Here is a 14,145-nt window from a genome sequence, read left to right on the forward strand (position 1 = left end):
TACGCCTGATCGTTATCCACAGATCAACTTCTCCCCACTCGCCACCGCTACGCCAACCCAGCAGCCCTAAAGCCGCGACTTCAGGAGCCACCTTTTGGCCTCCTGAAGCCGCAAGCTGTATCGCCTGAACGATCACGCGCCTGGCAACAACAAGCTCACCTGCCATATAGAGCACTCGTCGGTCTCTGCGGGCCTTTCATGAATTGTTGACGATCTTTTCACGCCGCCCCCTTTAGCTTCGCCTGCCAACCGATCCGGCAGGCAACCGCTCTCTGAGGCACACGTGTCCCGCACAACTCTTCCCGCTCGCACATCCATCGACTGGCCTGGCCTCGGCTGGCTCCTGCTGTTCTTCTGGTACTTCTCCGGCGTGACCCAGGCCTTGCTGCTGTTCAGTGGCACCACCGGCTTCGCCGGCTTTCGCGATGCCCTGTTCCTCAGCAGCCTGTGGCTGGCCCCGGTACTGCTGCTGCCACGCCTGACCCGCCCGCTCGCCGCAGTGATTGGGCTAGTGCTGTGGGCTGGATCGCTGGTGGGCCTCAGCTATTTCGGCATCTACCGGCAGGAGTTCTCACAAAGCGTCATCTTCGTGATGTTCGAATCCAACACCGCTGAAGCCGGCGAATATTTCAGCCAGTACTTCAGCACTTGGCTGTGCCTGGGGCTGCTGCTCTACAGCGCGATCGCCGTGCTGCTGTGGCGGCGCATCCGCCCGGTCACCCTGCCGCTGTACAGCCGTCTGCCGGTGGTTGCGGTGCTGCTGACTGCGACCCTGGGCTACCCGTTCTACAAACAGATGGTCTCCCAGCAACGCAATTTCGCAGACGCTCGCGAAAAGGTTGAACAACGCATGGCGGCTGCAGTGCCCTGGCAACTGGTGGTCGGCTACCGGCAATATCGACAGCAGTTGGACAACATGCAGGCACTGCTTCAACAGAACGCCGCCCTGCCGCCCCTGCAAAACCTCAAGGACAGTAGCGGCGACGCGCCGCGCACCCTGGTGCTGGTGCTAGGCGAATCCACCACACGCGAACACATGCATTTGTACGGCTACGACCGCGACACCACGCCGAACCTCGACGCCCTGGCCGCTCACGACAAAGGGCTCACCGTATTCCGTAATGTCGTCTCGCCACGCCCCTACACCATTGAGGTGATGCAGCAAATCCTGACCTTTGGCGACCAGCAGCACCCTGACCGTTTCCTCACCGACCCATCGCTGATCAACCTGATGAAACAGGCTGGCTACAAGACGTTCTGGATCACCAACCAACAAACCATGACCAAGCGCAACACCATGCTCACGACCTTCTCCCAGCAGACGGACGTGCCGGTCTACCTGAACAACCAGCGCAACCAAAACGCCAGCCAGTATGACAGCGTGGTGCTGGAACCTTTCGACAAGGCCCTGCGCGACCCCGCCGACAAGAAGCTGATCATTGTCCACCTGCTCGGCACGCACATGGACTACCGCTATCGCTATCCCGCCCAGTTCGATCATTTCAAGGACGCGACCGGCGCGCCGGCGGCGCTGGCACCCGAACAGGTACGCACCTACAACTTTTACGACAACGCCGTGCGCTACAACGACTTCGTGGTCTCAGACCTGATCAAGCGTTATTCGGCAAGCACGCCGAACGGCTTCCTGCTGTACCTGTCCGACCACGGCGAGGATGTCTATAGCTCCGGCAACCATGATCGCCTGGGCCGCAACGAGGCCAATCCAACCCGGCCGATGTACACCATCCCTTTCCTGCTCTGGACCTCGCCCAGCTGGCAGGCGACGCACCCGCGCGACCTGCAGGCGATGGTCAACCGTCCGTACAGCAGCGCACACCTGATCCATACCCTGTCCGACCTGGCAGGCCTGAGCTACGACCGCTACGAGCCGGCCAAGAGCCTGGTCAACGACAGTTTCACCGCCAGCCCGCGCTGGATCGGCGACCCGTACGCGAAAAATGGGCTGCACAAGTTCGACAACCTGCCCGGCACCCAAGCCAAGCCAGAACAACGGACCGCTAGCAGCAGTACGCTTCACCCTGACGAAGGTTGACTGCCCGCGACCAGGAAGCCCCCATAGCACGCCCTTCGCTTGAAGGGCTCCCCCCAAAAACCGATATCTGGCCTCCAGGTATCGGTGTTTTTTGCCGCTAAATGATGAATAAATTTCCGGCATATTGTTTCGTACATTTCATACCGATGACAAAACGACAATATAACAAAGCAAAATGACGTCTATTGCCCTCAGTAAATATGGGCAATTCAGTTGGATGCGTGCAACTAAACGGTTTTACTCAGGAAAATATGACGAAACCATGTATTCCAAAAAGTAATGATGTAGCAACTAATTGTCGTTTGTTGCGAACACCTTTCAACGCCAATACTGATTTCAATCAAAGCAATCGTTCCGCGCCGCAGCTCTGGAGAAGCTGTAGGCAGATCGAGGGCCTATCCGCCCGACAACTGCAAACTTGAAGTGGTCAGTTCACAACAAAAACAACAACTCACTCGCATGCAGATCCAATAGGTTGCCCATGACCCATTCGTACAACAACGGAAGTTTGACTGCAGCAGCCCCACCTTCCGGACACCTGAAACGCACCCTCACCAGCCGTCACCTGAACATGATCGCCATTGGCGGCTCTATCGGGACCGGCCTGTTCGTATCCTCTGGCGCCACTATTGCCCAGTCCGGCCCCGGTGGCGCGCTGCTGGCCTTCGCGGTGATCGGCCTGATGGTGTATTTCCTGATGACCAGCCTCGGCGAGCTGGCCGCATGCATGCCGGTCAGCGGTTCGTTCTCTACCTACGCCTCACACTACGTGGACGAAAGCTTCGGCTTCGCCCTGGGCTGGAACTACTGGTATTCATGGGCAGTGACCATCGCCGTGGACCTGGTGGCCGTGCAGATCATCATGGTCTACTGGTTCCCGGACACCCCGGGCGTAATCTGGAGCGCAGCCTTCCTGGTCCTGCTGTTCGCCCTCAACGTCGCCTCGGTGCGCTTCTTCGGCGAAGCCGAATTCTGGTTCGCGCTGATCAAGGTCGTCACCATCATCCTGTTCATTGGCGTGGGCATCCTGATGCTGCTGGGCATCCTTGACGGTGGGCAGGAGGGCGGCACCCACCTCTGGCAGCTCGGCGATGCGCCGATCGCCGGCGGCCTGCCTGCCCTGATCGGCGTGGCGATGATCGTCGGCTTCTCATTCCAGGGTACCGAGTTCGTCGGCATCGCCGCAGGCGAAACGGAAAACCCTGGGCGCAACATTCCCAAGGCAGTTCGCCAGATCTTCTGGCGCATCCTGCTGTTCTATGTGTTCACCATCATCGTGATCGGCCTGTTGATCCCCTACACCGACCCCCGCCTGCTCAAGGACGGCCTTTCGGACATCACCATCAGCCCATTTACCCTGATTTTCTCAAAGGCTGACATGCTCGCCGCCGCCGCAGTGATGAACGCGGTAATCCTGACCTCAGTGTTGTCCGCCGGCAACTCGGGCATGTACGCCTCCTCGCGCATGCTCTACAGCCTCGCCCTGGAGCGCAAGGCGCCGGCGATATTCGCCCGGGTGACGCGCAGCGGCACCCCGGTGTGGGCGCTGCTGGCAACTGCAGCGGTCGCCGGCCTGTGCTTGCTGAGCTTCCTGTTCAGCCCCGGCAAGCTGTACCTGTGGCTGCTGAACACTTCCGGCATGCTCGGCTTCATTGCCTGGCTTGGCATCGCCATCAGCCACTACCGCTTCCGTCGCGGATACCTGTTCCATGGCAACGACCTGGCGAAACTGCCGTATGTCTCGAAGTACTTCCCATTCGGCCCCCTGTTCGCCTTCGGCCTGTGCATGGTGGTGATGCTCGGGCAGAACTACCAGGCCTTCATCGGCGGCCAGATCGACTGGATCGGCGCCTTCGCCACCTATGTCGGGCTGGTGCTGTTCGTGGTGGTGTGGCTCGGACGCAAGCTGCTTACCGGCTCCAGGGTGGTGCGCTACAGGGAAATGGATTTCTCCTATATCGAGACACGCAAGACCCAACACAGCAACGCAGAGCCCTGCGTCGAGGCGGTCGCGGCCAGCCAGCAGCCCGCCTGAAAACTCCATTGGCGGACCCGCCTCGGTCCGCCCACCTGCGTCATGGAACCCTTATGAACAGCACCCTCGACTCCTACTACGAAGCCAGTGCCAGCAGAACCCTCTACCCTGCCCAAACGGGACGCACCGATGCCCGTGTGTGCATCCTGGGCGGCGGTCTGGCCGGGCTTTCGACCGCGATAGGGCTTGCCGAGCGCGGAGTGAGCGACGTGACGATTCTTGAATCACAACGTATCGGCCACGGTGCCTCGGGGCGTAATGGCGGCTTCGTCTTCGGCGGCTACAGTCTCGGCAGCGCGGACTTGCTGTCGGCACTGGGCGCCGACGAGGCCCGCAAGCTGTATCGACTGACCCTCGAGGCCGTCGACCTCATTCGCGAGCGCACCCATCGCTACGCCATCGATTGCGATCTGGTCGACCAGGGCGTGATCCTCGCCAACTGGTTCAACGACCCATCGCGCCTGGACAAGCCGCGCCAGTTGATGAAGGAGGCCTATGGCGTCGACTGGCAATACATCACCCCAGGCGAACTGAAGGAACAGCTCAGGACCGGACGCTATTACGGCGGGTTGCTGGAGCGCAACGCATTCCACTTCCACCCGCTCAAATACGTCTGCGGCATCGCCGAGGCTGCCACCCTAGCCGGGGTGACAATCTACGAGCAGTCGCCGGTGACCGGCATCGAAAAGAAGGCTGGCGGTTACATCGTGCGCACCCGCCAGGGCGAGGTTCATGCCGAGGAGGTCGTGTTCAGCGCAGGGGGCTACGCCCGAGGCGTCTACCCCCCGATCGAGCGCGCCGTGCTACCGATCGCCACCTATATAGTGACCACTCCACCACTGGGCGCGCACCTGCCGGATGCCATCAACTGCCAGTCGGCCATCTACGACACACGCTTCGCCTTCGACTACTACCGCCCGTTGAAAGACACCCGGATCCTCTGGGGTGGACGCATCTCCATCCTCGACCGCGGGCCCCAGGCCATCGCCAGGTTGCTCAAGGCTGACTTGGTCAGCGTCTACCCGCAACTCGAAGACGTGGAACTGGAATACGCCTGGGGCGGCTTGATGAGCTACGGACGCCACCAGATGGCGCAGATTGGCCAGGATGGTAACGGCATATGGCATGCGGTCGGATTCGGCGGCCATGGCATGGCACCGACCACCGTTGCCGGCGAAGTCCTGGCGCAGGCCATCGCTCACCGCCAGCCGATCCCGAGCGGTTTCAGCCAGTTCGGCCTAGACCGGACCTTTGGCGTGGCCGGCCTGCTGGCGGCGCAGGCCACCTACACCGCTTATCAAGCACGAGACGCCTTCGATGCACGGCGCCTAAACCGCTGACGTCGGCACGCCATTGCTGGAAATGCCTAGAAGAAGACGGTACGCCATCAGCCCAAACGCACTACCGCGCGCTTGACCTTGTCGAGCAACTCCGACATTTTGAATGGCTTGACCAGCATGTCCATCCCAGCCCCCAGGAACGCTTGGCGGTCCAGCGCCGCATCGGCATACCCGGTCATGAACAGCACCGGCAGCCCCGGTCGATGCAACCGTGCGATATCAGCCAGCTCTCGCCCACTCATGGTGGGTAATCCAACATCAGTCAGCAACAGGTCGATGCTCTGCAGTTGCTGCAGATGCTGCAACGCCTCATCGGTGGTCGACGCCAGTGTGCAGCGGTACCCTGCCTCGCCCAGCGCCTCGGCCACCGACAGTCGGACCGAGGCCGTGTCCTCCACGATCAGCACGTGCTCGCCATTGCCCTGCTGGTCATTCCCTACCTCGCGGTCCACGCTGACCGCCGCCTCATCGCTGGCCGGCAGCAACAGCGTCACCTCGGTACCCTCGCCAACAACGCTGCGCAGCTCCACATGCCCACCCGACTGGCGAGCGAAACCGTAGATGGTCGACAAGCCCAGACCAGTGCCCTGGCCGAGGGGCTTGGTGGTGAAGAACGGATCGAAGACCTTGTCGATCAAGCCGGCCTCGATGCCGCTGCCGTTGTCGCGCACGGTCACGGCAACGTAGGCGCCATCGGCGAGGTTGGCGTCGCCTTGGCACCAGACCGCCGAGGTATTGACCCAGATGTGCCCGCCTTTGGGCAGGGCATCGCGGGCGTTGATGACCAGGTTGAGCACCGCGCTTTCCAGTTGCACCGGGTCGACCAGGGCGATGGCCGGCAGGGTGGACAGCTCCAGGGTCAGGGTGACTCGTTCACCGATCGTGCGGGTCACCAGTTCCTCAAGCGAGCGCACGTGCTGGTTGACGTCAACTGGACGGGTATCGAGCGGTTGCTGACGGGCAAAGGCCAGCAGCCGCTGGGTGAGCACAGCGGCGCTGTTGGCCGAGCTCAGCGCCACCTCGGCGTACTTCGGCACCTTATCCACACGGTTTTCCGCCACCCGCTTGCGGATCAGCTCAAGGCTGGTGATGATGCCGGTAAGCAGGTTGTTGAAATCGTGGGCGATGCCCCCGGTGAGACTGCCCAGGGCGTCCATTTTCTGCAACTGCAACAGTTGCGCCTCGGTGCGCACGCGCTCGGCTACTTCCTTGGCCAATTGGCTGTTGGCATCGTCCAGGCGTGCCAGGTGCGAGCGCTCGCGGTGACGGTGTTCGGTAATGTCCTCGACGAACACCAGGCATAGGCCAGGCGCCTGGTACGGGGAAAGTTGCCACTCAGTGTCGCGCGGTTGACCATGCAGACGCATGCCCAGCGTGCCTTTCCAGCGCGCCCCCCGTACCAGGTGCTGGCGCAACTCCTCAAGCGCGTTCAGCTGGCCATCGGCGAAGCACTCGTACAGGCGTTGCGGATCGCGGTTGTCCTGCACCAGGTGGGCGAAGGCATGATTGCATTCGTGCACCTTCAGGTTGCCGTCGAGTACGGCAATGGGGGCGGACACACCCCGGAAGATTTCCTGGAAGCGCGCCTCGCTCTGGCGCAAGGCCCGCTCGGTATCGCGCACCCTCAACAGGGTGCGCAGGGTGGCCAGCAGCACATCCGGGTCTACCGGGTGGACCAGATAGGCATCAGCACCGGCATTCAAGCCGGTAATGATATCGCCGCTCTGGATCGATGCCGCCGACACGTGGATCACCGGCAACAGCGCCGTGCGGCTGTCCTCACGCAGCAGCCGGACAATGTCGAAACCGCTCATGTCCGGCAGGTTGACGTCGAGGATCAGTGCATCCACTTGCTCGTCGCGAATCAGCGCCAGCCCCTCCCCGCCGGTGCCCGCCTCAAGCACTTCGTAACCGTGCGCACCGAGACGACGACGCAGGGCGTAACGGGTGGCGACGTTGTCGTCGACGATCAGCAAGCGCAGGTCAGGTTTCATCAACGTTATCCTGGGCCAAAGCCAGTGGAATGATCACGAAGAACGTTGAACCGACACCCGGCTCGCTGTGCACGCCCACCTCCCCGCCTAGCAGCGCGACGAAACGCTTGCATAATGACAGCCCCAGCCCGGTGCCACGCAGGCGTTTTTGCAACGGTGAATCGACCTGGGCGAAATCCTCGAATAGCGTACCCAACAGGTCCGAGGCGATGCCGATGCCGGTGTCGCTGACGGCGAAGCGGATGTGTTGAGCATCGACGAGTTGCGCCGATACCCGCACTTCACCGCGGGTGGTGAACTTCAAGGCATTGGAGATGAAGTTGCGCAAGATCTGCGCTAGTTTCTTGTCGTCGGTGTAGAGACGCGGCAGCCCCACCGGCTCTTCGAAAATCAGGTCGACCGCCGTGGCGTCGACGATCGGCCGAAACATCCCGCGCAGCGCCGCGAACAGGTCGAACATGTCGAACCAGGCCGGCGAGATGGTGATGCGCCCGGCTTCGATCTTGGCGAGGTCGAGCAGGTCATCGACCATGTCCGACAACTCGCGGGTCGCATTGCTGACAAAGGCCACTTGGCGGTGCTGCTCTTCCGACAGCGGCCCGTCGAGCTCGTCGGCCAGCAGACTGGTGATGCTCAGTATCGAGCCCAGCGGGGTGCGGAACTCGTGGCTCATGTACGACAGGAAGCGACTTTTCAGGTCTGACGCCTGGCGCAAGTGCTCGGCCTGGATGTCGAGCTCGGCATACAGGGCCAGCACTCCTTGATTGGTTTCTTCAAGCTCGGCGCGCAGGGCCTCATTTTCAGCCTGCAGGCGCGCAAACTGCTCGGCGTCTTGCATGGGAAGCTCAGCCATGGTCTGGCTCCAGGTCGATGACCAGCACCGTCACGTCGTCCCGCCCCCGGCAAAAATCGCGGTGCAGCACGGTAGCAATCACCGCCGGATGGCGATGCACCAACCCGGGGTACTCTTGCAGGTTCCAGCGCGACTGCAGGCCGTCGCTGTAGAGGATCAGCAGGTTGCCAGTCACGTCAGCGTAGTCGAAGACCTGGGCCTTGCGATATTGCCCGCCGACGATCCCTGGCAGCGAAGGCATACCGCGCATCCGCGTCGGCGCCACCAGGCTGGCGCCGATGTTACCGATGCCGGTGAAGGCCATATGGCCGCTGCGCAGATCGTGTTGGGCGATGGCCACCGCGCCGCCGCGGGTACTGCTCATCGCCAGGTGCAGCCGCTCGATCAGCAGAAGTGGATCCATAAAGGCGTGCTCGGCGAATGCCGCTGCAGCGCTCTGGGCCGCCTCCTCGGCTTGCGTGCCATGCCCCAGGCCGTCGACCAGCAAGGCGCTGAGGCGCCCATGGGTGAGCTTGACGTGCCAGGTGTCGCCGCAAGCCGGATCGTCATGTAACGCATGATGGCTTACACCGATGCGCAGATCGCGGTTCTTGGCATCGCGTCGGTACACGCGAGCCATGATCACCGAGCCGCGAGCGTCGGTGTGCATATCGAACACCTCGGCCAGGCGTGTCACCGCTCCCAGGCCAATACCCTGGGTGCCGCCGGTGGAATAACCATCGGCCAGGCATGTCTGAGCATCGAACCCCTGGGCCCGGTCCACTGCCACCAACTCGATGCCCAGGCCACTGGCACCAGGCACGGTGCGCAGGTGCAAGGCGCCCTGTCCGGCGTGCTTGAGCACGTTGCTGGCCAGCTCGGTAGCCAGCAATGCCACTCGGCCAGCCTCCTCGCTGTCGAAGCCTTGTTGCTCTGCCAGGCGCTGTGCGGTGCGCCGGGCGTGCCCGACCTGGCTGGCCTCATCCAGGGGCAGGACCAGCGTCCTGCTGGCGGGAATGTTCATATCCATCGCGTGATCGTCACTCGCGTGCCCTCTCCTGGCACGGTGTCGAGCTCGAACTCGTCCACCAGACGGCGCGCACCGGTCAAGCCCAGGCCAAGGCCATTGCCGGAGGTCCAGCCATCGGTCAGGGCCAGCTTCAGGTCGGCGATGCCTGGCCCTTCGTCGCGAAATAACAAGCGCACACCGGTGCGGCCCGCTTCCTCGAGCACCTGCCAATCCATATCGCCCCCGCCGCCATAGACCACGGTGTTGCGTGCCAGCTCGCTGACGGCGGTAACCAGCTTGGTCAGATCCACCAGGCGCATGCCGCAGTCGCTGGCCAGTTTGCGTGCCAACTGCCGGGCCAGTACCACATCCTGCTCGATGCGTACCGGCAGGCTGCCACTGTGCTCGCCGCTCATGGCCGCCTCACATGCTGGCTGAGCCGCTGCATGCCACGCTCCACATCCAACGCCGTGCTCACCCCAGGTAGGGTCAAGCCCAGCTCCACCAAGGTAATGGCCACGGCCGGCTGCATGCCCACCACCATCACTCGGGCATCCATCAGCCGCGACAGGCTGGCGATGTCAGCGATCATCCGGCCAATGAACGAATCGACCATGTCCAGCGCCGAGATGTCGAGCAACACCCCTCGGGCGGAAGTGGCGCTGATGCGGTCGGTAAGGTCGTCCTGCAAGCGCATGGCCAGCTTGTCATGCATGTCGACCTGAATGGTAACGAGCAGGAACTCGCCCATCCGCAAAATCGGGATACGCTCCATGGGCTTATACCTGCTCGCCCAGGTTCACGCCCAAGCGCTTGAGCGCGAGCTTCAGGGCATCGGCGAGGTTGGCCTTGGTGGTCAGGGTGCCCAGGTCCAGCCCCAGATGCACGATGGTCTGCGCGATCTGCGGGCGCACGCCGCTGATGATGCAGTCGGCGCCCATCAGACGGATGGCGGTGACGGTCTTGAGCAGATGCTGGGCGACCAGGGTATCGACAGTCGGCACACCAGTGATGTCGATGATGGCGATTTCCGAACCGGTGTCGACGATACGTTGCAGCAACGACTCCATCACGGTCTGGCTTCGTTGCGAATCGAGCGTGCCGATCAGCGGCAGGGCCAGCACGCCATCCCACAGCTTGACCACCGGAGTGGACAGCTCCAGCAACTCTTCCTGCTGGCGCTTGATAACCGCTTCGCGGGTCTTTTGGAAGGTGCGGATGGTGTGCATCCCTAAAGTGTCGAGCAATTCGGAGATCAACCACAGTTGCTCGGCCAAGCGCGCCGGGTCGTCGCTGAAATGCGTTTGCAGCAGGCTGAACAGGGGCCGCTTGAGGGCGAAGATGAAATACGCCGCCTGGTGCGAGTCGTGCCCCAGTTGGGCACGGCTGGCCGAGAGCCTTTCCAGGAACCGGCGGGCTTCGTCCCAGTCGCTGCTGACAATGTCATTGCCACTGTCTGCCTGCAAGACATCGATCAGCAGTTGCAGGAAATCGCGGGTTTCCTGCGACAGGGTTTGCTCCTTGATATTACGGGTAGCGCCATTGGCCTCAAGCGCCGCTACCCATTGCACCAACAGTTGCGCATGATTGTGCTTGATTGCTTCCAATGTGCTGCCGTGCAGTGATGCCATGTGCGTTCGCTCCTATGCGGTTAGGCCGGCATCCCCATGAACAGCCGACCTGCCAAGAATGACATTTAGCGCTGCAAATAGTTGTAGAGAATGAAAAGATAAATGCAAAAAGCCACCGCGCCGGAGAAGCGGGCATTTGCGAAGGGAATAATGAGAGTGGCTGGATCAGCGACAACGTGCGATAGAGCGTGTCAGCTCAAAAAGCACCAAGTCTTTGTGTATTTTGGCCCAGAAACGAAAAAACCCGCCAATAGGGCGGGTTTTTCGTATCAACCATTCCAGACCGGAAAGGCTGAGAATATGGTGGGTCGTGTAGGATTCGAACCTACGACCAATTGGTTAAAAGCCAACTGCTCTACCAACTGAGCTAACGACCCGTTGGATGGCGCGTATATTACTGATTTCTCAGAAGAATTCAACACCCAATCGCAACTTTTTTCAAAAATACCGAGTGGGGTCCTCTACGCCGGCGGCCTTGAATCCATCAGCGCGCAAGCGGCAGCTGTCGCACTTGCCGCAAGCACGCCCGTCATCATCGGCCTGGTAGCAAGAAACGGTCAGACTGTAGTCCACGCCACGGGCGATACCCGCCTGGACGATCTGCGCCTTGCTCAGGTTCTGCAGTGGCGCCTGAATACGGAAGCCCTGCCCTTCCACCCCGGCCTTGGTAGCCAGGTTGGCCATGCGCTCGAAGGCCTCGACGAACTCCGGGCGGCAGTCCGGGTAGCCGGAATAGTCCACGGCGTTGACGCCGATGAAGATGTCACGAGCTTCAAGCACTTCCGCCCAGCCCAGCGCCAGAGACAGGAACACGGTGTTGCGAGCCGGCACGTAGGTGACCGGGATCCCTTCGCTCGGCGCCTCAGGCACATCGATGCTGCTGTCGGTCAGGGCCGAGCCACCGATGCCATCGAGGTTCAGGCCGATCACCTTGTGCTCGACCACGCCCAGGTCACGGGCAACCCGTGCCGCGGCGTTGAGCTCGGCGCGATGGCGCTGGCCGTAGTCGAAGCTCATGGTGTAGCACTGGTAGCCGTCGGCCTTGGCCATGGCTACCACAGTGGCCGAATCCAGGCCACCGGACAGCAGGATTACCGCGCGTTTGTCAGTCATGTCTTTCTCCTCAGCGTCCAGGTTCGTCGTTCCACAGCAGCTTGTGCAGCTGCAGCTGGAAGCGCACGGGCAGGTTGTCGGCGACGATCCAGTCGGCCAGGTCGGTGGCGCTCACCTGATGGTGGCTGGGCGAAAACAGCACTTCACCGGCGCGCTCGGCCAGGTTGTACTGGATCAGCTTGGAAACCGCCCAATCGTAGTCCTCGCGAGAACAGATGACGAACTTGACCTGATCGTTGCCGGTCAGCAGCTCGATATTCTCGTAGCGATTGCGGTGAGACTCCTCGGAGCCTGGAGTCTTGAGATCGACCACACGGCTGACCCTTGTGTCGACACCACTTATATCGAGGGCGCCACTGGTCTCCAGCGACACTTCATAACCGGCGTCGCACAGCTGTTGCAGCAGAGGCAGCGCGTTGGGCTGTGCCAATGGCTCGCCGCCGGTCACGCAAACATAGCGCGGTTTGAAGCCGGCCACCTGCTCTAGGATGGACTCGAGGGTGCGGATAGTGCCGCCATTGAATGCATAGGCACTGTCACAGTACTGGCAGCGCAGGGGGCAACCGGTCAGGCGCACGAAAACCGTGGGCAGCCCGGCCGTTCGCGTTTCACCCTGCAACGAGTAAAACACTTCGGTGATGCGTAATGTGTCTTGCATGATCGCCACGGGCGTGACAGCTGAACAGGCTGTCCGCCTCCGTCAGGCACTGTCGCGGACTCGACAAAGCGTTATCCGCGGCAGCGTGTTTACGAAAAAAGGGCCGTGATTCTAACGAAAAAACCCGCGACAAGCGCGGGTTTCTTCTTCAACGGATCGTTCAAAGCTTTTGCAGGTCGCGTTGCGCCAGTTGCGCGGCGGAAGTGCCGGGGTACTGGGTGATGACCTGCTGCAGGATACCCTTGACCTTGTCGGTGTGGCCCATGCGGCGCTCGACGTCGGCCAGCTTGTACAGCGAATCCGGCACCTTGCTGTGTTTCGGGTACTTCTGGCCGACCTCGGCGAACGCCTGGCTGGCGCCTTGCAGGTCGCCCTTGGCCAGGTTGACCTCGCCAAGCCAGTACTGGGCATTGCCGGCGTACTGACTGTTGGGGTATTTGCGCAGGAAGGCGTTGAAGGCCTGGCTGGCCTTGTCGAAGTCCTTCTGCTTGATCAGGTCGAAAGCGGCGTCGTAATACAGCTTCTCTTTCGCCGGATCGCCCGGCTCGCTGCTCGCGGCCGGTGGCTGCGCGGCATTGGCGCCGGCGGCCGCACCCGTGGCTGCGCTGTTCGCGCCACCGGTGGAAGAATTGTCTGGAGTCGCGGCAGGCGCGGCACCGCTGCTGATGCGGCGGTCGAGATCCTGGTAGCGCTCGAGGTTTTCCTGCTTCATGCGCGACACATCGTTCTGCAGCTCTTCGATGATGCCCTGCTGGCGGGAAATCTGGTCCTGCATCTGCTGCAGCTGCATGAACAGCTGGCCATTAGCAGAAGCAGGGGCCGAAGCCCCTGCTCCGGCATAGGCGCCGCTCGTGCCATAACCCGCGGGTGGATAACCACCCGCGTTGTCATCTACTACGGGAACCGCAGCCCACGCCGAAAGGGGCAGGCTGAGTGCGAGGACGGTTACAGCACGACGGCACATACGCATAGGAACTTACTTACGCAGTTCTACGCGACGGTTCTGAGCCCAGGACTGCTCGTCGTTGCCGGTGGCAACTGGACGCTCTTCGCCGTAGGAAACCAGTTCCAGTTGAGCAGGGGAAACGCCCTGCAGAACCAGGTAGCGCTGAACGGCCTTGGCACGACGCTCACCCAGAGCCATGTTGTACTCGCGGGTGCCGCGCTCGTCGGTGTTGCCTTCCAGGACAACGCGGTTGCCGTTGGACTTCAGGTCCTTGGCGTGAACGTCCAGAGCGCGCATGGCTTCTGGCTTCAGGTCCGAGCTGTCGTATTCGAAGTAGAAGGTGGTGATTGCGCGCAGGGCGGCTTCTTCGCTCAGGGAACCGTCGACAGCGCCAGTGTTGGCACCGTAGCCAGCGTTCGGATCAACAGCGCCTTCACCAGCGTTGTCGCCGCCTTTCGAGGAGCAACCTACAGCTACAGCCATGGCCAGAGCCAGCGCAGCGAATTTACCAAACTTCAGCATTTCCATCGTGAA

General features: G+C 61.7%; 13 protein-coding genes and 1 tRNA gene. 3 read left to right on the plus strand and 11 right to left on the minus strand.

The window, feature by feature from the left end:
• Positions 1-283 precede the first annotated feature (283 nt).
• From BMY03_RS01590 to BMY03_RS01600, 3 genes are all read left to right on the plus strand, one after another.
• The gene (locus BMY03_RS01590) at positions 284-2,053 is read left to right on the plus strand and encodes a phosphoethanolamine transferase CptA (protein ID WP_094010081.1); all 1,770 of its coding nucleotides are present in this window, start codon (positions 284-286) and stop codon (positions 2,051-2,053) included.
• Positions 2,054-2,534: 481 nt separating this feature from the next.
• Positions 2,535-4,088 (plus strand): amino acid permease, encoded by a 1,554-nt coding sequence (locus BMY03_RS01595; RefSeq protein WP_094010082.1) that lies wholly within the window; start codon positions 2,535-2,537, stop codon positions 4,086-4,088.
• A gap of 53 nt (positions 4,089-4,141) precedes the next feature.
• Positions 4,142-5,428 (plus strand): NAD(P)/FAD-dependent oxidoreductase, encoded by a 1,287-nt coding sequence (locus tag BMY03_RS01600; protein ID WP_094010083.1) that lies wholly within the window; start codon positions 4,142-4,144, stop codon positions 5,426-5,428.
• A 47-nt stretch (positions 5,429-5,475) separates the two neighbouring features.
• On the opposite strand, the gene BMY03_RS01605 is transcribed toward BMY03_RS01600, so the two are convergent.
• From BMY03_RS01605 to pal, 11 genes are all read right to left on the minus strand, one after another.
• Positions 5,476-7,422 carry a response regulator gene (locus tag BMY03_RS01605; RefSeq protein ID WP_094010084.1) on the minus strand — a complete coding sequence of 649 codons (1,947 nt, stop codon included), beginning with the start codon at positions 7,420-7,422 and terminating at the stop codon, positions 5,476-5,478.
• Positions 7,412-8,275: a sensor histidine kinase gene (locus BMY03_RS01610; protein ID WP_094010085.1), complete on the minus strand. Its 864-nt coding sequence runs from the start codon at positions 8,273-8,275 to the stop codon at positions 7,412-7,414. Before BMY03_RS01610 ends, BMY03_RS01605 begins: the two co-directional genes overlap by 11 nt.
• The gene (locus tag BMY03_RS01615) at positions 8,268-9,278 is read right to left on the minus strand and encodes an ATP-binding protein (RefSeq protein ID WP_094010086.1); all 1,011 of its coding nucleotides are present in this window, start codon (positions 9,276-9,278) and stop codon (positions 8,268-8,270) included. The genes BMY03_RS01610 and BMY03_RS01615 overlap by 8 nt, the downstream gene beginning before the upstream one ends.
• A complete protein-coding gene (locus tag BMY03_RS01620; RefSeq protein ID WP_023628759.1) occupies positions 9,275-9,679 on the minus strand; it encodes an anti-sigma regulatory factor in 405 nt (134 codons plus the stop codon). The genes BMY03_RS01615 and BMY03_RS01620 overlap by 4 nt, the downstream gene beginning before the upstream one ends.
• Entirely contained in the window at positions 9,676-10,038 is a 363-nt protein-coding gene (locus BMY03_RS01625; protein ID WP_023628760.1) for an STAS domain-containing protein, read from the minus strand. The genes BMY03_RS01620 and BMY03_RS01625 overlap by 4 nt, the downstream gene beginning before the upstream one ends.
• Before the next feature lie 4 nt (positions 10,039-10,042).
• On the minus strand, positions 10,043-10,894 hold the full coding sequence (locus BMY03_RS01630; protein ID WP_094010087.1) for an STAS domain-containing protein: 852 nt from the start codon (positions 10,892-10,894) through the stop codon (positions 10,043-10,045).
• Between the two features lie 301 nt (positions 10,895-11,195).
• A tRNA-Lys gene (locus BMY03_RS01635) sits at positions 11,196-11,271 on the minus strand.
• A 61-nt stretch (positions 11,272-11,332) separates the two neighbouring features.
• Entirely contained in the window at positions 11,333-12,007 is a 675-nt protein-coding gene (gene queC / locus BMY03_RS01640; protein WP_050704481.1) for a 7-cyano-7-deazaguanine synthase QueC, read from the minus strand.
• A gap of 10 nt (positions 12,008-12,017) precedes the next feature.
• On the minus strand, positions 12,018-12,665 hold the full coding sequence (queE, locus tag BMY03_RS01645) for a 7-carboxy-7-deazaguanine synthase QueE (protein ID WP_094010354.1): 648 nt from the start codon (positions 12,663-12,665) through the stop codon (positions 12,018-12,020).
• A gap of 160 nt (positions 12,666-12,825) precedes the next feature.
• Positions 12,826-13,635 (minus strand): tol-pal system protein YbgF, encoded by an 810-nt coding sequence (gene ybgF / locus BMY03_RS01650; RefSeq protein WP_023628691.1) that lies wholly within the window; start codon positions 13,633-13,635, stop codon positions 12,826-12,828.
• Positions 13,636-13,641: 6 nt separating this feature from the next.
• Positions 13,642-14,139: a peptidoglycan-associated lipoprotein Pal gene (gene pal / locus BMY03_RS01655; protein ID WP_008090230.1), complete on the minus strand. Its 498-nt coding sequence runs from the start codon at positions 14,137-14,139 to the stop codon at positions 13,642-13,644.
• Positions 14,140-14,145 lie beyond the last annotated feature (6 nt).

The sequence above is a fragment of the Pseudomonas soli genome (assembly GCF_900110655.1).
Taxonomy (GTDB): Bacteria; Pseudomonadota; Gammaproteobacteria; order Pseudomonadales; family Pseudomonadaceae; genus Aquipseudomonas; species Aquipseudomonas soli.

Coding starts and splice junctions, on each gene's coding strand:
- BMY03_RS01595 (WP_094010082.1), top strand. CDS start 2,535: ATGACCCATTCGTACAACAACGGAAGTTTGACTGCAGCAGCCCCACCT.
- BMY03_RS01600 (WP_094010083.1), top strand. CDS start 4,142: ATGAACAGCACCCTCGACTCCTACTACGAAGCCAGTGCCAGCAGAACC.
- BMY03_RS01605 (WP_094010084.1), bottom strand. CDS start 7,422: ATGAAACCTGACCTGCGCTTGCTGATCGTCGACGACAACGTCGCCACC.
- BMY03_RS01610 (WP_094010085.1), bottom strand. CDS start 8,275: ATGGCTGAGCTTCCCATGCAAGACGCCGAGCAGTTTGCGCGCCTGCAG.
- BMY03_RS01615 (WP_094010086.1), bottom strand. CDS start 9,278: ATGAACATTCCCGCCAGCAGGACGCTGGTCCTGCCCCTGGATGAGGCC.
- BMY03_RS01620 (WP_023628759.1), bottom strand. CDS start 9,679: ATGAGCGGCGAGCACAGTGGCAGCCTGCCGGTACGCATCGAGCAGGAT.
- BMY03_RS01625 (WP_023628760.1), bottom strand. CDS start 10,038: ATGGAGCGTATCCCGATTTTGCGGATGGGCGAGTTCCTGCTCGTTACC.
- BMY03_RS01630 (WP_094010087.1), bottom strand. CDS start 10,894: ATGGCATCACTGCACGGCAGCACATTGGAAGCAATCAAGCACAATCAT.
- queC (WP_050704481.1), bottom strand. CDS start 12,007: ATGACTGACAAACGCGCGGTAATCCTGCTGTCCGGTGGCCTGGATTCG.
- queE (WP_094010354.1), bottom strand. CDS start 12,665: ATGCAAGACACATTACGCATCACCGAAGTGTTTTACTCGTTGCAGGGT.
- ybgF (WP_023628691.1), bottom strand. CDS start 13,635: ATGCGTATGTGCCGTCGTGCTGTAACCGTCCTCGCACTCAGCCTGCCC.
- pal (WP_008090230.1), bottom strand. CDS start 14,139: ATGGAAATGCTGAAGTTTGGTAAATTCGCTGCGCTGGCTCTGGCCATG.